General features: G+C 60.7%; 16 protein-coding genes. 9 read left to right on the forward strand and 7 right to left on the reverse strand.

Features of this window, described 5'->3' with window-relative positions:
* Positions 1–15 precede the first annotated feature (15 nt).
* Positions 16–1,470: a TrkH family potassium uptake protein gene (locus tag J2X66_RS04455; protein WP_310261360.1), complete on the forward strand. Its 1,455-nt coding sequence runs from the start codon at positions 16–18 to the stop codon at positions 1,468–1,470.
* Here the strand turns inward: J2X66_RS04455 and J2X66_RS04460 are convergent.
* The gene (locus J2X66_RS04460) at positions 1,427–2,488 is read right to left on the reverse strand and encodes an AraC family transcriptional regulator (protein ID WP_310261363.1); all 1,062 of its coding nucleotides are present in this window, start codon (positions 2,486–2,488) and stop codon (positions 1,427–1,429) included. The two genes, J2X66_RS04455 and J2X66_RS04460, sit on opposite strands and share 44 nt — an antisense overlap.
* 163 nt (positions 2,489–2,651) lie before the next feature.
* Between J2X66_RS04460 and J2X66_RS04465 the strand changes: the two genes are divergently transcribed.
* On the forward strand, positions 2,652–2,963 hold the full coding sequence (locus J2X66_RS04465; RefSeq protein ID WP_310261364.1) for a DUF962 domain-containing protein: 312 nt from the start codon (positions 2,652–2,654) through the stop codon (positions 2,961–2,963).
* Between the two features lie 29 nt (positions 2,964–2,992).
* Positions 2,993–3,583, forward strand: a complete 591-nt coding sequence (locus tag J2X66_RS04470) for a phosphohydrolase (protein WP_310261367.1) — start codon at positions 2,993–2,995, stop codon at positions 3,581–3,583.
* 61 nt (positions 3,584–3,644) lie between these two features.
* Here J2X66_RS04470 and J2X66_RS04475 read toward each other — a convergent pair whose 3' ends face one another.
* Positions 3,645–4,460, reverse strand: a complete 816-nt coding sequence (locus tag J2X66_RS04475) for a UDP-2,3-diacylglucosamine diphosphatase (protein WP_310261370.1) — start codon at positions 4,458–4,460, stop codon at positions 3,645–3,647.
* 129 nt (positions 4,461–4,589) lie between these two features.
* Between J2X66_RS04475 and J2X66_RS04480 the strand changes: the two genes are divergently transcribed.
* Together J2X66_RS04480 and J2X66_RS04485 are read left to right on the forward strand one after the other, a co-directional pair.
* Positions 4,590–5,348 carry an AraC family transcriptional regulator gene (locus tag J2X66_RS04480; RefSeq protein WP_310261373.1) on the forward strand — a complete coding sequence of 253 codons (759 nt, stop codon included), beginning with the start codon at positions 4,590–4,592 and terminating at the stop codon, positions 5,346–5,348.
* Positions 5,349–5,426: 78 nt separating this feature from the next.
* Entirely contained in the window at positions 5,427–6,320 is an 894-nt protein-coding gene (locus tag J2X66_RS04485; RefSeq protein WP_310261376.1) for a DMT family transporter, read from the forward strand.
* Here J2X66_RS04485 and J2X66_RS04490 read toward each other — a convergent pair.
* The 4 genes from J2X66_RS04490 to recQ form a co-directional block, all read right to left on the reverse strand.
* Positions 6,314–6,601: a SelT/SelW/SelH family protein gene (locus tag J2X66_RS04490; protein ID WP_140666852.1), complete on the reverse strand. Its 288-nt coding sequence runs from the start codon at positions 6,599–6,601 to the stop codon at positions 6,314–6,316. The genes J2X66_RS04485 and J2X66_RS04490 overlap by 7 nt on opposite strands.
* Before the next feature lie 44 nt (positions 6,602–6,645).
* Positions 6,646–8,382, reverse strand: coding sequence for a FimV/HubP family polar landmark protein (locus J2X66_RS04495; protein WP_310261382.1), 1,737 nt, complete (start codon positions 8,380–8,382; stop codon positions 6,646–6,648).
* Between the two features lie 127 nt (positions 8,383–8,509).
* The gene (locus J2X66_RS04500; protein WP_310261385.1) at positions 8,510–8,944 is read right to left on the reverse strand and encodes a MarR family transcriptional regulator; all 435 of its coding nucleotides are present in this window, start codon (positions 8,942–8,944) and stop codon (positions 8,510–8,512) included.
* Positions 8,945–9,063: 119 nt separating this feature from the next.
* The gene (recQ, locus tag J2X66_RS04505) at positions 9,064–11,190 is read right to left on the reverse strand and encodes a DNA helicase RecQ (RefSeq protein ID WP_027922286.1); all 2,127 of its coding nucleotides are present in this window, start codon (positions 11,188–11,190) and stop codon (positions 9,064–9,066) included.
* Between the two features lie 328 nt (positions 11,191–11,518).
* Here recQ and J2X66_RS04510 point away from each other — a divergent pair, with 328 nt between their 5' ends.
* From J2X66_RS04510 to lapD, 4 genes are all read left to right on the forward strand, one after another.
* Positions 11,519–12,106 carry a YecA family protein gene (locus J2X66_RS04510; protein WP_027922285.1) on the forward strand — a complete coding sequence of 196 codons (588 nt, stop codon included), beginning with the start codon at positions 11,519–11,521 and terminating at the stop codon, positions 12,104–12,106.
* Between the two features lie 10 nt (positions 12,107–12,116).
* Positions 12,117–12,521 (forward strand): YbaN family protein, encoded by a 405-nt coding sequence (locus J2X66_RS04515; protein WP_310261391.1) that lies wholly within the window; start codon positions 12,117–12,119, stop codon positions 12,519–12,521.
* A 111-nt stretch (positions 12,522–12,632) separates the two neighbouring features.
* Positions 12,633–13,340 carry a cysteine protease LapG gene (gene lapG, locus J2X66_RS04520; protein ID WP_310261394.1) on the forward strand — a complete coding sequence of 236 codons (708 nt, stop codon included), beginning with the start codon at positions 12,633–12,635 and terminating at the stop codon, positions 13,338–13,340.
* A 22-nt stretch (positions 13,341–13,362) separates the two neighbouring features.
* Positions 13,363–15,303 (forward strand): cyclic di-GMP receptor LapD, encoded by a 1,941-nt coding sequence (gene lapD, locus J2X66_RS04525; RefSeq protein ID WP_310261395.1) that lies wholly within the window; start codon positions 13,363–13,365, stop codon positions 15,301–15,303.
* 454 nt (positions 15,304–15,757) lie between these two features.
* Here lapD and J2X66_RS04530 read toward each other — a convergent pair.
* Positions 15,758–21,247 (reverse strand): Ig-like domain-containing protein (locus J2X66_RS04530; protein WP_310261398.1); only part of this gene is annotated, 5,490 nt, incomplete at its 5' end.

Consider the following 21,247-nt stretch of genomic DNA (forward strand, 5'->3'; position numbering starts at 1 on the left):
GCCCGAGCGGATTTCATGGCGTTGCCGACCTTACGGATTATTGGTTTTATCATCGGCATCTTCCTGATTACGCTGGCCATTGCCATGGTCGTGCCCATGGCGACCCTGGTGATTTTCGAGCGCACCCACGAGCTCCCCTCGTTCCTGTGGTCGAGCATGATTACCTTTGTCGCCGGCCTGGCGATGGTTATCCCTGGCCGTCCCGAACACATCCACTTGCGTCCACGGGACATGTACCTGTTGACGGTCAGCAGTTGGCTGGTGGTCTGCCTCTTCGCCTCGCTGCCTTTTATGCTGGCTCAACACGTCAGTTTCACCGACGCGATCTTTGAAAGCATGTCCGGCATCACCGCCACCGGTTCCACGGTCCTCAGCGGCCTGGACACCATGTCACCCGGCATCCTGATCTGGCGTTCGCTGCTGCACTGGCTCGGCGGCATCGGTTTTATCGGCATGGCGGTGGCGATTCTGCCGTTGCTGCGCATCGGTGGCATGCGCCTGTTTCAGACCGAGTCCTCGGACCGTTCGGAAAAGGTCATGCCTCGCTCGCACATGGTGGCGCGCCTGATCGTGGCGGCCTATGTCGGGATCACCATTATCGGCAGCCTGGCGCTCTGGTGGGCCGGGATGAGCCTGTTTGATGCGATCAACCACGCGATGTCAGCGATCTCCACCGGCGGCTTTTCCACCTCGGACCAGTCGCTGGCCAAATGGACGCAGCCGGCGGTGCACTGGGTGGCGATTGTCATCATGATTCTCGGCAGCCTGCCCTTCACCCTGTACGTCGCAACCTTGCGCGGCAACCGTCGGGCCTTGATCAAGGATCAACAGGTTCAAGGGATGCTTGGCATGTTGCTGGTGACCTGGCTGGTGCTCGGCACCTGGTACTGGTGGACCACCCAACTGCATTGGCTCGAAACCTTGCGGCACGTGGCGTTTAACGTGACATCGGTGGTCACCACCACCGGTTTCGCGCTGGGGGATTACAGCCTGTGGGGCAATTTCTCGCTGATGCTGTTCTTTTACCTGGGCTTTGTCGGCGGCTGCTCTGGCTCGACGGCCGGCGGCATCAAGATATTCCGCTTCCAGGTTGCCTACATCCTGCTCAAGGCCAACCTTAACCAATTGATTCACCCGCGCGCGGTGATCAAGCAGAAGTACAACGGTCACCGTCTCGACGAAGAAATCGTGCGTTCGATCCTGACCTTTTCGTTCTTCTTCGCCATCACCATCTGCGTCATCGCGTTGCTGCTCTCACTGCTCGGCGTGGACTGGATGACTGCCCTGACCGGCGCGGCCAGTACCGTGTCCGGTGTCGGGCCGGGGTTGGGTCCGACCATCGGGCCGTCGGGCAACTTTTCGTCGTTGCCGGACGCCGCCAAGTGGATTCTGTCGTTTGGCATGCTGCTCGGCCGACTGGAGATCATTACGGTGTTTGTTCTGTGCATTCCTGCGTTCTGGCGCCACTGACCTGCGCTGCTGCTTCGGTCATGTGCGCCCGGTACTCGCCAGGGGTGGCATCGAACCAGCGGCGGAACGCGCGGAAAAAATTGCTCGGGTCAGCGAACCCCAGCAGGTAGGCAATTTCCAGCAGGGTCATGGTCGGCTGGGCCAGGTACTGCTCGGCCAATTCGCGCCGGGTGTCATCGAGCAAGGCCTGGAAACTGGTGCCCTCTTCCTGCAAGCGTCGCTGCAAGGTGCGTTGTGAAAGGTGCAGCGTCTGCGCCACGGTATCGCGCTTGGGTTCGCCCTGGGGCAGCAAACGGCACAACACCTGTCGCGCCTTGTGCGTCACGCGGCTCTCGGAAAACCGCGCCAGGTACTCGCCGGCAAACCGGTCATGCAGCAACGCCATTGCTTCATTGGCGGTCGGCAATGGTGCTTCCATGTCGGCACGTTCGAAGATCAAGGCGTCGTAAGGTGCGTTGAACAGCAACGGCGCATGAAAGGCTTGTTTATAGGGTTCGAGGTCGACAGGTTGATCGCCCTGTATCAGCACCTTGCGCGGTTGCAAGGTCCGCCCGGTCAACCAGCCGCACAACGCCAGCGCGCAGGCCAGTGACGCCTCGGCACTTTGCCGGGTCGGCGGCAAGTGATCGCCGTGGACCGTCAGAATCAGCGCATAACCTTCATCCAGCAGACGGAAACTCAGGTCGGCACTTTCGGCAATGATCCGCTGATAGCGCACCAGCCGCTGAAAGCCTTCGGCCAGGGTCTGACTGGACATCAGGGCGTAGCCGGCGACATGGAAGGACGCCGGTCGCACCACCTTGCCCATGTTCAGGCCGATCGCCGGGTTGCCGGACAGCTCGACCGCACGCTGCCATAGGCGCGTCATGGAATCTTGTGGGAAACGCGCATCCGGATCATCCAGTGAGGCGTAGTCGAGCCCTAGCTGCTTGAACAGTGCCCGGCAATCCAGGCCGTCCATCTCCAGTGCTTTGACAATCCCCATCGCCCAGCTTGCAGAAGTCGTTCGTTCGCTCATGGCGTTTGCTTACTGTTCAGTGAGCCGTCTGACGCGGCTAGTTTTCGAAGGATACTAAAGTGGCGCCTATTGTCACTGGCTGATGCCAATGATCACTCTAGACTCAAATAAGCTACCCGCAGAACATCTTGCAATCAGAACAATAACCACAGAGATCGCAGTCGTGGAAAACATCAAACGTTTCAACAGCTTTGCTGAGTTCTACCCGTATTACCTCAGCGAGCACAGTGACAGCACTTGCCGACGACTGCACTTTATCGGTACGACACTGGTCATCTTCATTATCGCCCTGACCATCGGCAAAGGCGCGTGGCTGCTGCTGTGGGCCCTGCCGCTGGCGGGTTACAGCTTCGCCTGGGCCGGGCATTTCTTCTTCGAGAAGAATCGACCTGCGACCTTCCAACATCCTCTTTATAGCCTGCTCGGCGACTTTGTCATGTACCGAGACATGATCCTGGGTCGCGTGCCGTTCTAAGCACCGTGAACACGAAGAGAGAAGAGTCGATGAACGCCAACGCCCGTTTCACCCACATGAAGGATGGCACGCAGGAAGACTGGGCGATCATCGCCGCCGACTTCAGTGCCTACGCGAAACAATTGCCTTCAAGGATTGTGGCGCACCTGAAGTTGCTGGAGGGCGACTTTGGTGGTTTCCCGGTGGACCGTCTCACCCACTCCCTGCAAACCGCCAGCCGCGCCTGGCGCGATGGCCGTGATGAAGAATATGTGGTCTGCGCGTTGCTGCATGACATCGGCGACACTTTGGGTTCCTACAACCATCCGGACATTGCCGCGGCGATTCTCAAGCCGTTCGTCAGCGCCGAGAATCTGTGGATGGTGGAGAAACACGGGATTTTCCAGGGCTATTACTTTTTCCATCATTTGGGCATGGATCGGCACCTGCGTGAGCAGTTCAAGGACCATGCGCAGTACCAGGCGACCATCGAGTTCTGTGCCAAATACGATGCGGCGGCGTTTGACCCGGCGTATGACACGCTGCCGTTGAGTTTCTTTATACCAATGATGGAACGGTTGTTTGCGCAGCCGAAGAACTCGATCTACAAGGCGGCGATGGAAGAATATTCGCCGGCCTGATACACCTCAGGGGACCGCTGCGCGGTCCATCGCGAGCAGGCCAGCCCAGTCACCGCACATTTCAGGCCGGCTCGGCAACCTTCAACACCTTCAACTCCGCCTCACGCGCCTGCGCATCCGCCAGCCGATACAACTCGATCGACCCGTCCCAATGCTCGATCAGCGCCGTACACGACTCCACCCAATCCCCGCAATTGAGGTAATCCACCTCGCCGACCTTGCGAATCTCGGCATGGTGGATGTGGCCGCACACCACGCCATGCAACTCGCGCTTCACGCATTCGTGTGCGATGGCTTCCTCGAAGTCGCTGATGAAGCTGACCGCGGTCTTTACCTTGTGCTTGAGATACGCCGACAACGACCAATAGCCGTAGCCATAACGGGCGCGCCAGTGGTTGAGCCAGCGGTTGAGGGTCAGGGTGAATTCATAGGCCGAGTCCCCGAGAAACGCCAGCCAGCGGTGATAACGGGTAATGACATCGAACTGATCGCCGTGGATCACCAGCAGATGCCGGCCGTCGGCGGTGACGTGCACGGCTTCGTCGACCAACTGGATGTTGCCCAGGATCAGCTTGGAGTAACGACGCAGGAACTCGTCGTGATTGCCGGTGACGTAGATGACTTCGGTGCCGCGCTTGCTCATGGTCAGCAAGCGACGAATGACGTTGGTGTGCGCCTGGGGCCAGTACATGCCGCCACGCAGTTTCCAGCCATCGATGATGTCGCCGACCAGGTAAATCTTGTCCGCGTGGTAGCCCTTGAGAAACTGCGACAGGTGCTCGGCCTGGCAGTCTCGAGTGCCCAGATGCACATCTGAAATCCACAAGGTCCGCACACGTTGCTTACGACTGGGTTTGGCGAGCTCGGCGCTGGTCATGGGCAACCCTCTGCGATTGTTTTTCCAAGCTTGCGCCGGTTGGGTTAATCGGTCATGACAGGGGTGAGTCATTCCTGTGACAGCGACGGGCCGGTGTAAACTGGCCGCATCTTGCCCAGGAGAGCGGTGATGCGCCCGATCCTCACACTACGCCAGTACACCCACGACCTGATCGTCCACAGCCACGACCACGCCCAACTGGTGTTCGGGCTGTCGGGCGCGCTGGATTTCGAAGTCGACGGGCATGGCAGTCAGGTGGTGCAGCAGAGCTTCGTGGTAGTGCCGTCCGGATTCCATCACGCCTGCGGCAGCAGCAACGGCAGCCGCTGCCTGGTGCTGGATGTGCCGAGCGATCAATGGGTTTCACAGTCGCTGGGCGAACATGCCGAGGCCAGTCGTCGTCTGCTCGACAACGCCGGACGCCTGCCATTGGATGCAGGGCAAAGCCAATTGGTCAGCTGGCTGGCGGGCAGCCAGGTCAACGATCCGTTGATCGCACAACAAGGCGCGGTGCTGTTATTGGCCAGTCTCAACAACGCCAAACCAGCCAGCGTGGGCGGACGACGCCTGCCGTATGCGGCGATGAATGCACACATCGATCAGCATGCAGCTTACCCGTTGCAAGTGGCGGACCTGGCCGGTGTCGCCGGATTGTCCAGCGCCCGGTTGCACGCTCGGTTTGTGGCTGAATGCGGGCAGACGCCGATGGACTACATCCGCAGTCGGCGGCTGCATATTGCGGTGGGATTGCTGCGCGATTCGCCATTGTCCATCGGCGAGATTGCCAGTCGAGTCGGCTACAGCTCACAGAGCGCCTTCGCCGCCGCGGTGTTGCGTGAGTTTGGCACCTCCCCCGGTAAGCTTCGGCGCGAGGCTGGCGACAAATGAGGCGAGTCTGACGACAGACAGGTGCACTACCAGCGCTCTAGACTTCACCTCTGTTGGTTGTATTGATCAAGGATTGCAATGACTCCCCGTACCGCCCTTGGCGCCCTGCATATCGGCGCATTGATGTTTGGCCTGACCGGTGTGTTCGGCAAACTCGCCGCCGCCTCCCCCGCTGTCATCGTCTTTGGCCGTGCTGCGTTTGCGGTGCTGGCACTCGCGGTTTTTGCGCGCTTCGCCAGCAATACCCGTTGGCAGAAGCTTGCAGCCGTGGACTGGCGCCGCCTGCTGCTCAGTGGCTTGTTGCTGGCCGGGCACTGGGTGAGCTTCTTTATTGCGGTGAAGGTCGCGGGCGTGGCGATTGCGACCCTGGGTTTTGCCAGTTTCCCGGCGTTTACCGTGATCCTCGAAGGGCTGATCTTCCGTGAGCGGATTCGCGCCAATGAAATCCTGCTGGTGGTGTTGGTGAGTGTCGGACTGGTATTGGTCACTCCGGACTTCGATCTGGCGAGTGGCGCCACCACCGGCCTGCTATGGGCCGTCGGCTCCGGGTTGTTGTTTGCCCTGCTGTCGCTGACCAACCGGGCCAGTTCCGGACGGATCCCGCCGGTACAGGCCGCGCTGTGTCAAAACGTGGTGGTCGCGCTGTGCCTGCTGCCCGTGGCGGCACCGCAGTTGAGCGAAGTGCGTGGCATCGATTGGCTGTGGATCAGTCTGCTCGGGGTGTTCTGTACCGGCGTCGCACACAGTCTGTTCGTCGCCAGCCTGGCGGTAATCAAGGCCCGCACGGCGGCGGTGGTGTTCGCCCTGGAACCGGTTTACGGGATCACCATGGCCTGGCTGCTGTTCAATGAAAATCCGACGCTGCGGATGCTGATCGGCGGCGCGCTGATCATCGTCGCGATCGTGGTCTCCAGCCGGCTCTCCGGTGGTTCAAGCAAAAAGACTGTGGCGGCGGAAGCGGCGTCTCACTGAGTGCGGTCGTTGTGGCCCAGGTCGCGGTCCGGATCGATCTGATCGCGGACTCGCTGCTTGAGCACCTTGGCCTCGGGAAAACCGCCATCGGCCTTACGCTCCCAGAGTTGCACGTCGTCGCAAAAAATATGGAACACCCCACCGGTGCCGGGCACCAGCGACACTTTGCCAAGGTCATCACCGAAGGTGCTGAGCAGTTCCTGAGCCAGCCAGGCGGCACGCAACAGCCATTGGCATTGCGTGCAATAGGTGATGACGATTTCCGGTTTGTGCGCGGTCATGACAGGCAAGTCTCTGAGTCTGGGAGCGCAGCCATCATAGAGCCTCAGCCGATACCGGCCAACAGACTGCGGGCGGTCTGCTTGAGCGGTTCGTCGCCGTCCTTGAGCAATTCGTTGAGCAGCTTGATTGCGCGCTCCAGGTCGCCATCGTCGATGCAGGTCTGGGCTTGTTCCAGTTTGCCGGCGTTGGATGGCGCCGGGGCCAGGCTCAGCGGTTCAAGTTGCAGCGGCTGAGGCGCATCGTTGAATTCGTCGAGGAAGTCATCATCCAGTGATGGCGTGTCAGGTACGGGGTCCCATTCCAGTTCGGACACTGGCTGCGACGACTCGTCAGGCAGTTCATACACGTCGGGCATCACGTGCAGGTTCGAGGTGAAGGTCAGCTCGTCAGAAGGTTTAGCGGCGGGTGGCGGGGTGTCGAAAGGGCTGACCAGATCCCAATTTGAATCCATCGACAATTCATCCAGGTTCAACTGGAATTCATCGTTGGACACAGGTTCCACCGGTGCGACTACGGGCGCGGCCGCCAGGGGTGCGGTGCCGCTCAGTTTCGGGTGGCTGGCGCGTATATCCCGAAGCTTTTGCGGGTCGAACCCGGCGTCTCGCAGGCTGCTTTCCTGCGCATCATAAGCCGTTACATCGCCTTGCTTGCCGAGCACCTCCAGCAGTTGCACCGCCAGATCCGTGCGCTGAGGTTCCTTGATCAGCGCATCTCGCAACATGGCAGCGGCTTCGGCAAATCGGCCATAAGTCAGGTAGATGCCGACCCCTTCTAGCACATCGCCCGGTGAGGTTTCGTCACGATGATCGGACACGGGTTTGAGCTGGGTCTTTTGGACCAATGGCGTCACAGGATCAAACATCGACTCCTGCCGTGACGACAAATCGGGGGAGGCCTCGGGCAAGGCCGCAACCTGCTGACGTCGATGACGAAGGAACAACCCGAGCAGCACCGCAGCCACCAGTGCCAGCAGCCCGATAACCAATTGCCAGTTGATTGCTTCCTCGACAACCACAGGCGCGGGCACGACAGCTACCGGCGCAGCAGGCTCGACTGGCGTTTGTTTGACTTCAGCCAATTGGGTTTGCAGTTCGGTGATCTGTTTTTTCTGACCGGCTATCTGCTCGTCCTGAGCCGCCAGCTTGGCATTCAACTCATCGACCGTTTTTTGCAGTTGCTGGTTTTGCAGGACAGCTGCGGCCAGTTGCTCGGCCACAACGGGATCACTCGCAGGCGCGACGACAGGTTGCGGGGGAGCGGGTTTCTTCGCAGGCGCTGCTGGCACACTGGCCGGTTTGACCGCCGGAAATGCAGAAGACTGGGGTTCGGCAACCGGCTCATCCGCGGCGGGTTCAATTCCCGGAGTGCCCGGCGGATCGATCAGTACCGTGTATTCGCGCAGCAAGCGCCCGTTGGGCTGATTGAGCTGCACCACGAAATTCAGGAAAGGTTCTTTGACCGCTTTGCTGGAGGTCACCCGGATCAGGTTGCGATTGCCACGCAGGATCGGGGTGAACTTCAGATTATTGAGGAAGAACACCCGCTCGACGCCAGCGCGGCTGAATTCATCCGCCGTCGCCAGGCTGACGGACAACTCGCCCTCCTCCAGACCACCGACATCCACCAGGGCGATGTCGGCACTCAACGGCTGATTCAGCGCGGAATGGAGAGTGATGTCCCCCAAGCCCAGCGCGGGCGCCAATGCCGAGTAGGTGATAGCGCCACAGACCAGAATCGACCTGACGCCACACCGTAAAACCAACCGCCAACTCTCGAGCATGAGCATCCCTTAGATAACAGAACCAACCTATGCGTGTTTGCACATCCGGTACGAACACGATATTGCCTAGTAGTTCTTTATAGTCTGCCCAACGGGGTATCTCAAAAGTCCGGCGTGCGATTCTGCCTCAAGATTTTTCCAGGTTGCCCAGAATATGTCCGTGAACCCGCATGCACACCTTCAGATCCGCCTCATCGACGCCCGCGAACAGCTCGAGACGCAGTTGCGTGGCGATGGTTTCAATTTGTTCAATCAGAGGACGGGCCGGCGCACAAAGGACAATTTTTTTCGCCCGGCGGTCTTCCAGTACGGCTTGGCGCTGAACCAAGCCTTGGGTTTCAAGGCTGTCGAGCAAACGGGCAAGGGTCGGCCCTTCTACACCCACGCTTTGTGCCAGCTCACGTTGGGTCGGGGCTTCCTCGAAACGGGCCAGGTGCAGCAGCACCAGCCAGCGCGCCTGGGACAGTCCCAGACCGGCGAGACGGCGGTCCAGTTCGGCACGCCAGCCACGCGACATCTGGGCCAGTTGCATGCCAAAGCGGTGTTGATCGGTTAACGGCATAAAACACTCATGATTAGACTGAAATTAATTAAAACTAATTATTAGTCAGCTAAGCATGGCCGTTGGCTTGAGGCAAGGTTTGGTCTGTAGTGAATCGTTACATCAACCTACAGCGCTGCTTAAACCTCAAACTCCGATTGCAGGGCGGCACGCACGCAGTACAAAACGCCTTCCGGCACTCGCCCGGCGAACAGGGCGGCAATCTCAGAAACCGCTGGCAATTCACCTTCGCCGTCGAGGAACGCATCCTGGACTTCGCCCATCAATTCTTCCGGCAAGTCCAGCGCTTGTTCCAAAGACAGCTGCTGCTTGCCAATCGCTTCGGCGAGCATGGTGTAGACGTTCTTTTCCGAGCACTGAAGCTGACCGGCGATTTGCACCGGAGTCATGCCGGCGCGAGCCAGGGTGATCAGTTCGTGGCGCACGTCGGCCACGACTTTCGGTGCCTCGACCTGACCGCCCAGCACTTCGAGGAAGGCCTCGCCGTAACGCTCGAGCTTGCGTGCACCGACACCGCTGACGGTGGCCATTTCTGCCAGCGACGTCGGCTGGCTGCGGAGCATTTCCAGCAACGTCGAATCGGGGAAGATGACGTACGGCGGCACGCCATGTTCTTCGGCGAGTTTGCGCCGCAAGGCCCGAAGCGCCTCCCACTGCTCGCGCTCTTCGCCACGCACCAGTTGGCTCGCCTGGCTCTTGCTGCTTTTCGCGGTGGTTTGCGGCTTGAGGTCGCGGCGCAGCTCCAGGGTCACCTCACCCTTGAGCAGCGGCCGGCAGGTGTCGCTCAAGCGCAGGCCGCCGTAGCCTTCGAGGTCAATGTCGGCCAGCCCACGGGCCACCAGCTGCCGGAACAGGGAGCGCCATTCGCTCTCGCCCATCGCCTTGCCGACCCCAAACACTGAAAGATGCTGATGACCAATGCTGCGGATTTTTTCGTTGTCCTTACCCAGCAACACGTCGACCAAATGCCCGACGCCATAACGCTGGCCCGTGCGATAAATCGCCGAGAGTGCCTGTCGGGCCGGCTCGGTGGCGTCCCAGGTCTGCACGCCGTCGACACAGTTGTCGCAATGGCCACACGGCTCAGGCATGTCTTCGTCGAAGTAGGCCAGCAACGTCTGGCGACGGCAGCGGGTTTCTTCACAGAGCGAGAGCATCGCGTCGAGCTTGTGCTGCTCCAGACGCTTGTGACGCTCGTCGCCTTCGGAGTTCTGCAACATTTGCTTGAGCATCACCACGTCTTGCAGGCCGTAGGCCATCCAGGCGTCTGCTGGCAGACCGTCGCGGCCACCTCGACCGGTTTCCTGGTAATAAGCCTCAAGGGATTTCGGCAAATCGAGGTGAGCGACAAAGCGCACGTTGGGTTTGTCGATGCCCATGCCGAACGCCACGGTGGCAACCATGATCAGGCCTTCCTCGTTAAGGAAGCGCTTCTGGTGATGGGCCCGGGTTTCGTTGGGCAAACCCGCGTGATACGGCAGCGCCGGGAAGCCTTGTTCGCTGAGGAACACCGCCACTTCGTCAACTTTCTTGCGCGACAGGCAGTAAACGATGCCGGCATCGCTACGACGCTCGGCGAGGAAGGCCAGCAACTGCTTGCGTGGCTGCTCCTTGGGCACGATGCGGTAGAAAATATTTGGGCGGTCGAAACTCGACAGGAAGCGTTCGGCGTCTTGCAGATGCAGGCGCTCGACGATTTCTTCGCGGGTACGCTTGTCGGCCGTGGCGGTCAGAGCGATGCGCGGAACGTTCGGGAATAACTCCGCCAACTGCCCCAGTTGCAGGTATTCGCGACGGAAGTCATGGCCCCATTGCGACACGCAGTGCGCTTCGTCGATGGCAAACAGGGCGATTTCAAGGCTTTGCAGGAAGGCCAGCATGCGCGGCTGGACCAGACGCTCGGGCGCGAGGTAGAGCATCTTCACTTCGCCGCGCTTGATGCGGGCCGCCAGATCGCGCTGTTGTTCGGCGCTCAGCGTCGAGTTCAAGGCTGCGGCCGCGACACCCAGCTCTTCGAGGGTGGCGACCTGGTCGTCCATCAGTGCGATCAGCGGCGACACCACCACGGCCAGGCCTTCGCGCAACAGCGCCGGCACCTGGAAACACAAGGATTTGCCGCCACCGGTAGGCATCAGTACCAGGGCGTCGCCACCACTGGCCACGCGCTCAATGATTGCACCCTGACGGCCACGAAAACTGTCGTAGCCGAAGATGTCCTTGAGGACGCGTTGAGCCTGTTCGAGCATAAAAACTCCAAAAATCACAAAAACATCCCTGCAAGGCTGGTTCAGAACCACGCACGCTGCACTGACAAATCGTAAGTGCGCGTTGCATGACGCTTCACATTCCAGCCGCGATGCCAGCAGGGCATCACAAAACGCGCGAGTATACCCGAGGCCTCCCTTGCGCAGGGCACCGCTGATAAGACACATCAACCCAATGCAACAAAGAATCCGGTCTCACTCCTACAGGGAATGCGGTGTTCTGAGGCTGCAAATATGCCGCGCGGCTGGCCTGAGCGCTCAAGAAGGCCTAGAATTCCCGCATCTGTTTATTTCCCAAGGTAGCCCTTTAATGTCCTTCGCTGAGCAACTAACCCGTTTGCAAGTCTTCCTCGACGCCGACGAACTGCATGACGAGGCGCTGGACTACGTGGCCGCCCACGGCTACCTCACTGCGCTGTCGATCTGTTCCGAAGAAGTTCCGGACCGTGAATGGATCGACGCCCTCTTCGCCGAAGAGCCGCACTACGCCGACGACACCGAACGAGAAGCCATCGAATCCACCCTGCTGGCCCTCAAGGCTCACATCGCCCGCCAACTGGCGTCCGATGAAGAGTTCGAGCTGCCGTGCGAGCTGGACCTGGGCGAAGATCCGGATGACTCCGACCTGCGCGGCTGGTGCATCGGTTTCATGGAAGGCGTGTTCCTGCGCGAAGCCGCCTGGTTCGAAACCGCCGAAGACGAAGTCAGCGAAATGCTCCTGCCGATCATGGTCGGTTCGGGCCTGTTCGACGAACAGCCAGAGTTCGAAGACATCGCCAAAGATGCCAACCTGATGGACGACATGATCGTACAGATCCCGGAAGCCCTGACCGCGCTGTACCTGCTGTGCAACGCGCCAGACGAAAAACCGGCGATCCTCAAGCCACGTCATCACTAAGGTCTTGCCTATGGACAACCCCATAGGCAACCGCTCCCTGATGTTGCGTTACGTGCTGCTGGCCATCGGCTGGCTGAGCGTAGCGCTGGGGGTGATCGGGATTTTCCTGCCGGTTTTGCCCACCACGCCCTTTCTGTTGCTGGCCGCTGCGTGCTTCGCCCGCAGTTCGCCGCGCTTTTATCAGTGGCTGGTGGAGCATCCATGGCTGGGCCCGTGGATTCGCGACTACCTCGACGGTAACGGTATTCCCCTCAAAGGCAAGGTCTACGCCATCGGGCTGATGTGGGTGAGCATCCTGTTCTCCTGCTACCTGGTGCCCCTGCCGTGGGCGCGCGGCTTCATGCTGACCAGCGCCGTGCTCGTCACGTTCTACATCCTCAAGCAAAAAACCCTGAAAACACCTCGATCCCTGTAGCAGCAGGCTGCTACAGGTCCGTGTGCAGGTCCGTGTACTCACCCGACAATTTGTCCATCCTCGCCCAAAACACCGCCTAGACTTCAGTCATCTGCACGCGAGCAGCCAGACATGTCACGTCGTCCGCGTAGTCCAGGATGGTCAACGCTCCGACTTCGGCTCGGCGGCTGGCTGCTGTTGGCCAGTTTTCTGCTGACGGGGTTGGGCAGTGTCCTTGCCGACTGGGACTTTACGCAGATTCTGCAAACCGCCGAAAAGCGCTATGGCCCTCTCGGCCCCGCCAAGGGAAGAGTCGAGGCCTGGAGTCAAATGCTCAAAAGCGAACTCAAGCAACCCGAGCGCGAGCAACTGAATGCGGTCAATCAGTTCTTCAATCAGCAGCTGAATTTTCAGGATGACATGCGCATCTGGCATCAGACCGATTACTGGGCCACGCCGGAAGAATCGCTGATCAAGGGCGCCGCCGACTGTGAAGACTACGCGCTGGCGAAGTATTTCAGCCTGCGCCAACTCGGTGTTCCCAGCGAAAAACTGCGCATCACCTACGTCAAGGCCCTGGCCCAAAACCAGGCGCACATGGTGTTGACCTTCTACAGCAGCCCCACGGCCGAACCGCTGGTGCTGGATAACCTGATCGGCGAAATCCGCCCCGCGTCCCAGCGTAAAGACCTGTTGCCGGTGTACGCCTTCAACGCCGAAGGCCTGTACTTGCCCGGTGCCAACGGCGGCAAACGCAGCGGCGACACAAAAAAGCTGTCGCGCTGGCAAGACGTGTTGAAAAAGATGCAAGCCGAAGGATTCGCCGTGGGCGACGGCTAGCCGTCATAGCAAGGAGCGTTTTATGTCACTGCGCAAACAGTTGTTTCTCGCCATTTGCCTGTTCCTGCTGGTGGCCTTCAGCGGCAGTTTTTTTGTCAGCCTGGAAAGCTCCCGCGAACAGATGCTCGGCCAGTTGCGCTCGCATGCCCAGGACGCCGCCACCGCACTGGGTTTGTCCCTGACCGCGCAGATCGACGACCCGGTCATGACCGAGTTGATGGTCAGCTCGATTTTCGACAGTGGCTATTTCCGCAGCATCCGCGTCGTCAACATCGTCGACGATCAGGTGTTGGTGGAACGCAGCGTCCCTGAAAAAATCGACGGCGTTCCAGGCTGGTTCGTGAGGCTCGTCAACCTGCGCCCCGAAGGCGGCGACGCGCTGATCATGCGCGGCTGGGAACAGGTGGCACGGGTGGAAGTGTTGAGCAATCCGCAATTTGCCCTGGCCAAACTCTGGGACAGCACCCTCGGCAGTCTGCTCTGGCTGTTGGTCTGCGGGTTGCTCAGCGCGATATTCGGCGGTTGGCTGTTGCGTCGGCAATTGCGCCCACTCGACAAAATGGTCAAACAAGCCGAGGCCATCAGCAAACGCGAGTTCCTGAGCCTGCCAAAACTGCCGCGCACTCCGGAATTGCGCCGCGTGGTACTGGCCATGAACCAGATGGTCGAGAAGCTCAAGGCGCTGTTCGCCGAAGAAGCCACGCGCAGTGAAAAACTACGGGCCGAGTCCTATCAGGACAGCCTCACGGGCCTGGCCAATCGCCGTTTGCTGGATGAACAACTGGCCGATCATCTGCTGATCAGCGAACAGAGCAGCGCCGGCCATTTGCTGATGCTGCGGATCAACGACCTGATCGGCCTCAACCAGCGTCTGGGTGGTCAGCGCACCGATGCGTTGATCAGCGCCGTCGGCGAGCTGCTCAAGCGCCTGACGCATTTGCCGGAACGTCGGGCCTGGCTGGCGGCACGCAACCGCGGCGGCGAGTTCAGCCTGTTGACGCCGGGCCTGGATGGCGCCGACGCCGAACGCCTGGCCTCGGAAATCAGTGCAACGTTGGAGAACCTGCGCCTGACCGGCGCCAGTGATTGCATGCCGGTGGCGCATTTGGGCATCGTCCCCTATCACCCCGGCGAACCGGCCAGCGACGTGCTGCTGCGTCTCGATCAGGCGCTGACGCAAGCCCGGCAACATCCCGAGCGACCATGGGTGCATCTGGCCGACACAGCCACCGCGAACAACCACTCCCAACATGACTGGCGCGCCTGGATCGACGACGCCCTGACCCACGGCAAACTGCAGCTATATTTCCAACCCGTCGTGCAATGCGCCGATACCAGCCAGGTGCTGCATCACAAAGTCCTTGCGCGCCTGCTCGACCCCACCGGCGAAGCCATTGCCGCCGGGCATTTCCTGCCATGGATCGAGCGCCTCGGCTGGTCCGCCCGGTTCGATCTGGTGATGCTCGAAGCCACCCTCGATTACCTCGTTATCAACCGCTGGCCCTTGGCGTTGAGCCTGTCCGGCAGCACCCTGCGCGATCCGGCGCAACTGCGACAAATCATCGACTTGCTCGACTCGCTGCCGGAACTGGCACCGCTGCTGACCCTGGAAATCGACGAACGCCAGTTGCCGCCGTCCGAAGAATTGCAGCGCCTGAGTCATAGCCTGCTCGATACCGGTTATCGCCTCGGCTTGCAGCACTTTGGTGGCTGCTTCAGCCAGATCGGCAACCTTACGCAACTCGGGTTGGCGTATCTGAAAATCGATGGCGCGTACATCCGCAGCATTGATGTACAGCCTGACAAGCGGCTGTTTATCGACGCGATTTTCCGCGCGACCAACAGCATTGATCTGCCGTTGATTGCGGAGATGGTCGAGACGCAGGGGGAGTTGGAGGTGATTCGGGAACTGGGGTTGTTTGGGGTGATGGGACGGTTGATAGGGCCGCCGGAGCCGATGTAGCCGGACGCGATGATTGGGCAGTAAACACCGGTGTTTAAAAGACACCTCCAGACACTCACTCAGGCTACATATTCTTGCGCCGTTACCTACGACTGCGCCAGAATCCGCCGGCTTGTGCGCTTTTACCCTGATCTTTATCGTTTCCGCATCGCTGCCAATCAGCGATCGGGTTTAGCGACCCGAACAGGTATAAGCGCAAAACTCCAGTCTTAACTGCAGGCCAAAGTCTGCAGTCGCTGCTGGGGATTCAACACTCGGTCATGCTGGGTGAGTTGGTGGTGAATAGGATGCTGGATAACGTCGATCCGCACGGCTAACTCTCCGTCCCCTTGCCACAATGACCGGGTTGGTAGTAGAGATTTGTGGTGGTTGCTCGCGATTGCTTTCTCCCAGACAACAAAAACCCGCCACTCCTTACCCAGGAATGGCGGGTTTTGTCGTTTCAGCCTTCAGGTCACACGGTATCCACCTTCAACGAATGGTCGTTCAACATGCCATTGATGATGGTCGCCGTATCGTGCCCGCCCGCCACCACACCGCCCGCCCCCGGCGTGACGCCATAGTGGCTGGCGAGGTTGACGCCGGCCAGGTCGATGGTCTGGTTCGGCGTGGCGCCGGCCATGGCGCTGACGTCGATGCTGGTGACGAGTGAAGCGCCGCTGCCGGTGACTTTGAAGTGCAGGTAGTCATCCAGCGACGCTGACGTACCGTTTTCACCTTGCAGCAGTTGCGACAAATCGAGTTTGTCGGTGCCAGGAGTGAAGTCGGTGACGACGTCGTGGCCGCTGTTGCCTTTGAGCCACTGGAAGGTGTCTGCCCCTGCCCCGCCGGTGAGGGTGTTGTTGCCCAGACCGCCGATCAGGAAGTCGTCCCCCCCGCCACCGTTGAGGATGTCATCGCCCAGACCGCCGTTGATGACGTTGCTGTTGTTATCGCCCGTGAGGGAGTCGTTGAAGTTGGAACCGACCAAGTTTTCGATCCCGGTGAGGGTGTCGGTGCCGGCGCCTCCGGTGTTTTGCGGGGTGAGCAGATTCAGGTCGACGGTGACCCCGGCGGTGGCGTGGGCGTAGCTCACAGTGTCGATGCCGGTGCCGCCGTCGAGCAGATCGTTACCGGTGCCGCTGAACAGCAAGTCATTGCCGGCGCCGCCGTGCAGTTCGTTGTTGCCGGAACCGGCGGTGAGTACATCGTTGCCGTCGCCGGCATTGATGACGTTGTTGCCGGTGCCGGCTATCAATGTGTCATCGCCCGCCGTGCCGGTGAGGGTGTGGCCATCCTGATAGCTGATGGTCACGCCCGCGCTGTCGCTGCCGCCGTGGTTGTCGCTGGCGGTGTAGGTGCCGTGGGCGTCCGGTGCGATGTCGTGGGCGCCGGCGTAGTTGACGGTCATAGTCAACTGGTAGCTTTCGGATCCTTTGGCGTTGCCTCCACTGGTGTTTTCGATGTTGGTGATGTGGATCTGATAGGTCGCATCCGACGTCGCGGTGATCGTCTGACCGTCTGCGATGCTGATGAAGGCGCCGCCATTGACGGAGTACTCCATGGTGATATGCCCGGCCGCCAGATTGTGATCCAGGTTGAGGGTCTCACCTTCTTTCAGTTTCACGGTGATGAGGTCTTCATCATTGGCGTTGTTGGCAGCCACCTGGCCCAGATACCCGCTGACCACCAGTAGCGCCGTCATCGCGGCGGTGTTGGCCGCAAAGGCACTGCGCACGTCTGCCAAGGACTGGTTGGCCGCGGTGTCATTGGTGCCTTTGAAACTGATCGCGCCCGTCCCGGTGAAATCCGCGCCCTTCGCCACCCAGCCGGTGGTGAAGTTGGTCGGTGATGCGGTCAGCGGATCCTTGTCGGCATCGGTGTCGTTGGCCAGCAACAACTCGCCAGGTACCACGATGTTGTTCGACAGCACGTTGGTGATGATGTGGTCATCGACCGCCACCGGTGCCGCGTTCGGTATGACTTTGACCGTCAGCGTGGAGCTGGCCAGGTCGCCGTCGTTGTCGCTGACGGTGAAGCCGATGTTTTCAGTGATGACCACCGCGGTGGTTTTTTGCGAGGTGTAGTTGTACTCGCCAGTGTCGAGGTTCACCACCAGGGTGCCGCCGTTGTTGGTGGCGATGCTGAGGCTGTTGTTCACCGTGTCGAACGTGCCGTGGTTAACGCCGCCACTGAAGTTCAGCGAACCCTGGTTAGCGTTGCCTTTCGGGTCGAAGGTATACGTGGTGCCGTCGACCGTGAGGGTTTTGATGAAGCCGCCATCGGCGCCGAATGTGCCGTTCTCCAGCAAGGTGCCGGTGACCGGCGCCCCTGCCACAGTGCCCGAGAGCACTGAGTTGAGCTGGGTGAGATCGGTCACCACCACTGCATTGGTGTCGGTGTGGGTGCTGCCATCGTAGGCCAACGGGTTGAGGTTGGCGTTACTCACGCCGCTGCCCAAGCCAATTGCGTAGTTCTTGATGCCGTTGGCGTCGAGGAAGGCTTTGAGTGCAGCCTCGTCGGCAGTGCCGATATCGCCTTCGTTGGGTTTGCCGTCGGAGAAAAAGTAGCCGACGTTCTGCGCACCGGTGAGTTTGCCGGACGTATTGAACGCCGTCTGCATCGTGGCCACAGCGGCATCGTAGTTAGTACCACCGCCCGCGGACAGCCCGGCGAGCAGCGTCTTCGCGGTCGCCACGTCGACCCACACCGTGGTCCGGTCAGTGGCGTTGCTGCTGAAGGTGACGAGTTGCACTTTCACATCGCCAAGGTCGTCGTACTTGTCGAGCAAGGCGCTGATGGCCTGTTTGGCCAGGTCCAGCCGCGACAGCCCACCCACCCCAGAGGGGTCGATCATGCTGCCGGAGATGTCGAGCACGATCAGTATGTTGGAGTCGATTTCCACCGCGGCCACCGAGCGATCGGAGGCCACTGCTTTCGGCACGTCATCGACAATGTTGACGACGATCGTGCTGGTGGTGCTGTTGCCCAGGGCATCGGTGGCTTTGTAGGTGAAGCTTTCGCTCAGGGTGTTGGGCCCGTCGTTGGCGTTCGGCGAGGTTTTCGGTGCCGACGTCAGGGTGTAGGTGTACGTGCCGTTGGGGTTGAGCAGGATTTGCCCGTACGTGCCAGTGGCGCTGCCGACCAGGCTGTAAGTGAGCACGCCGCTGCCACCGGTGACCGAACCGACCAGCGTCCCGGTGGCGGTTTCCCCGGTGTTGCCCGGATCGCTGCCGGTGACGGTGCCCGGCGCCAGGTCCTGACCATCCTGGTTCAGGTCGAGGGCTTTTTCGTAGACCGTCACGTCCTGGTCCACCACGGCTTTGAGGCCGGTGTCGGAGACGTTGATGGTGATGGTCGTGGTGCTTTCGTCGCCGTCGGAATCGCGAATGGTGTAGGTGAACGTGTCGGTAGCGCCCTCTGGCCCCACCGAGTTCGGGTTGCTGTGGTACACGGCATTGCCGGCTGCATCCAGGGTCAGGTAGCCGTAGGTGCCATTGATATTGGTGCCGAGGCCACCGACCGCCGAGGTCGACGTGTTGCTGCCGGCACGCACACCAATCACCGCGCCATCGACTGCCGGACCGTCCGCACCAAACACGTCGTTGCCCAGCACGCTGATGTTGACCGTTGCGCCTTCGGCCGCACTCGCCGTATTCGGTGCGGCGGTAGGCAGGTCATCGACGATGTTGACGTTGATCTGACCCGACGCGGTGCTGCCATCGGTGTCCGTCGCCACCACATTGAAGTTCTCGGTGAGGCTGTTGGCGCCATTGGCGGTTGGATGGGTTTCGTTATCCACCAGGGTGTAGCTGTAGCTGATTACACCTGTAGCCGGGTTGTAGCCGGTGATGGTCAGCGTGTTGCCCAATGCGGTGACGATGGTTTGCGGAAAGCCCGCCGTCACGCCACCGGCCACCACATGGATGCCGCCAACGTCGAGGGTTTGCAGGCCGTCGAGTGCGGTCACCGTAAAAGTGCCGCTCTGGGTCAGTGCCGGAGTGTTGGGGCTGGTGCCGTCGCTGAGGTTTTTCTCGTAGACCGTCAGTTCGCCGCCACTGACGTCGAGGCCGTTGAGGGTCACTGGATCGTTGGCGTTCTGGATGTTCAGCACCAGCGTGGCGGTGCTGGTGTCGCCGTCGGCATCGGTGAGGGTGTAGGTGAAGGTTTCGGTGCCATTGCCGCCGCCGTGCAGGTTTTTGAAGTCGGCATCGTTGGTGTCAAGCGTGTAGGTGTAGGTGCCATTGGCGTTGAGCACGAGGGTGCCGTAAGTGCCATTCAGCGTGGCGGGTGTGATCGGCCCGGCATTCGGTCCGGTCGCGACGTGGTCCGCGCCTTGAATGTCGTTGGTCAGGACGTTGCCGGTGAGGGTCAGCGCGTTCTCCGTCGCGGTGGCCGCATTCGTGTCGTTCACCGCTTTCGGCACGTCATCGACGATGCTCACCACGATGGTGCTGGTGGTGCTGTTGCCCAGCGAATCGGTGGCCTGGTAGGTGAAGCTTTCGGTCAGGGTATTGGCGCCGTCGTTCGCGTGCGGCGTGGTGGTCGCCGGTGACGTCAGGGTGTAGGTGTACGTGCCGTTGGGGTTGAGCTGGATCTGACCATAGTTGCCCGTGGCGCTGCCGACCAGGGTGTAGGTGATCGCGCCGACCGCGCCGGTGACCGAACCCACCAGTGTGCCCTTGGCGGTTTCGCCGGTGCTGGTCGGGTCGCTGCCGGTGACGGTGCCAGCGGCCAGGTCCTGCCCATCCTGGGTCAGGTCCAGGGCTTTTTCGTAGACCGTCACGTCGGTATCGCGGGCCGCGACGATGCAGCTGTTCGAGACGTCGATGGTGATGGTGGTGGTGCTTTCATCGCCGTCGGCATCGCGCACGGTGTAGGTGAACACGTCGGTGGCGCCCGCTGGGCCGACGCTGTTCGGATTACTGTGATAAACCGCGTTGCCATTGGCATCCAACGTCAGGTAACCGTAAGTGCCATTGATGTTCGAGCCCAGGCCACCGATGGCTGAGGTCGAGGTGTCGCTGCCGGCCCGCACACCGATCACCGCGCCACTGGCCGCCGGGCCATCGGCGCCGCCGATGTCGTTATCCAGCACGTTGCCGGTAACTGTTGCGCCTTCCGCCACCGAAGTGTGATCCGGGTTGGCCTTGGGCAGGTCATCGACGATGTTGACGTTGAGCTGGTTGCTCGCGGTGCTGCCGTCGGTGTCTGTGGCCACCACATTGAAGTTTTCGGTGATGCTGTTGGCACCGTTGGCGTTTGGATGGGTTTCGTTATCCACCAGGGTGTAGCTGTAGCTGACCACGCCGGTGACCGGGTCAAACCCGGTGATGGTCAGCGTGCTGCCCAGCGGGGTGGTGATGGATTGCGGGAAGCCAGACGACACACCGCCGACCACCACGTTGATCCCGCCGACGCTCAGGGTCTGCACGCCATCGAGGGCGGTGATGGTGAAGGTGCCGCTTTGGGTCAGCGCCGGAGCATCGGGGCTGCTGCCGTCGCCGAGGTTTTTCTCGTAGACGGTGAGTTCGCCGCCGTTGACGGTGAGGCCGTCGATGGTCACCGGATCGTCGTTGTTGTGGATCTGCAGCACCAGGTTGGCGGTGCTGGTGTCGCCGTCCGAATCGGTAATCGTGTAGGTGAAATTCTCGGTGCCGTTGCCGCCGCCGTGCAGCGCTTTGAAATCGGCGTCGCTGGTGTTCAGGGTGTAGGTGTAGGTGCCGTTGGCGTTCAGCACCAACGTGCCGTAAGTCCCGGCGAACGTGCCCGGAGTGATCGGGCCGGCATTTTCGCCGACGGTCACGCGGTCAGCGCCTTGCACGTCGTTGGTCAGCACGTTGCCGTTGAGGGTCAGCAGGGTTTCCGACGCGGTGCCGGCGTTGCTGTCGTCCACGCCTTTGGGCAGGTCGTCGACGATGTTCACATCGAGCGTGCCGTTGGCGGTGGTGCCGTTGTCGTCGAC

Source organism: Pseudomonas sp. 3296 (assembly GCF_031456615.1).
In the GTDB taxonomy this organism is placed as follows: Bacteria; Pseudomonadota; Gammaproteobacteria; order Pseudomonadales; family Pseudomonadaceae; genus Aquipseudomonas; species Aquipseudomonas mucoides.

What these genes read in the sequence shown, in the direction of transcription:
- J2X66_RS04485 (WP_310261376.1), top strand. Translation starts at nt 5,427, where the DNA reads ATGACTCCCCGTACCGCCCTTGGCGCCCTGCATATCGGCGCATTGATG.
- lapD (WP_310261395.1), top strand. Translation starts at nt 13,363, where the DNA reads ATGTCACTGCGCAAACAGTTGTTTCTCGCCATTTGCCTGTTCCTGCTG.
- J2X66_RS04515 (WP_310261391.1), top strand. Translation starts at nt 12,117, where the DNA reads ATGGACAACCCCATAGGCAACCGCTCCCTGATGTTGCGTTACGTGCTG.
- lapG (WP_310261394.1), top strand. Translation starts at nt 12,633, where the DNA reads ATGTCACGTCGTCCGCGTAGTCCAGGATGGTCAACGCTCCGACTTCGG.
- J2X66_RS04500 (WP_310261385.1), bottom strand. Translation starts at nt 8,944, where the DNA reads ATGCCGTTAACCGATCAACACCGCTTTGGCATGCAACTGGCCCAGATG.
- J2X66_RS04455 (WP_310261360.1), top strand. Translation starts at nt 16, where the DNA reads ATGGCGTTGCCGACCTTACGGATTATTGGTTTTATCATCGGCATCTTC.
- J2X66_RS04510 (WP_027922285.1), top strand. Translation starts at nt 11,519, where the DNA reads ATGTCCTTCGCTGAGCAACTAACCCGTTTGCAAGTCTTCCTCGACGCC.
- J2X66_RS04470 (WP_310261367.1), top strand. Translation starts at nt 2,993, where the DNA reads ATGAACGCCAACGCCCGTTTCACCCACATGAAGGATGGCACGCAGGAA.
- J2X66_RS04480 (WP_310261373.1), top strand. Translation starts at nt 4,590, where the DNA reads ATGCGCCCGATCCTCACACTACGCCAGTACACCCACGACCTGATCGTC.
- J2X66_RS04490 (WP_140666852.1), bottom strand. Translation starts at nt 6,601, where the DNA reads ATGACCGCGCACAAACCGGAAATCGTCATCACCTATTGCACGCAATGC.
- J2X66_RS04475 (WP_310261370.1), bottom strand. Translation starts at nt 4,460, where the DNA reads ATGACCAGCGCCGAGCTCGCCAAACCCAGTCGTAAGCAACGTGTGCGG.
- J2X66_RS04460 (WP_310261363.1), bottom strand. Translation starts at nt 2,488, where the DNA reads ATGAGCGAACGAACGACTTCTGCAAGCTGGGCGATGGGGATTGTCAAA.
- J2X66_RS04495 (WP_310261382.1), bottom strand. Translation starts at nt 8,382, where the DNA reads ATGCTCGAGAGTTGGCGGTTGGTTTTACGGTGTGGCGTCAGGTCGATT.
- recQ (WP_027922286.1), bottom strand. Translation starts at nt 11,190, where the DNA reads ATGCTCGAACAGGCTCAACGCGTCCTCAAGGACATCTTCGGCTACGAC.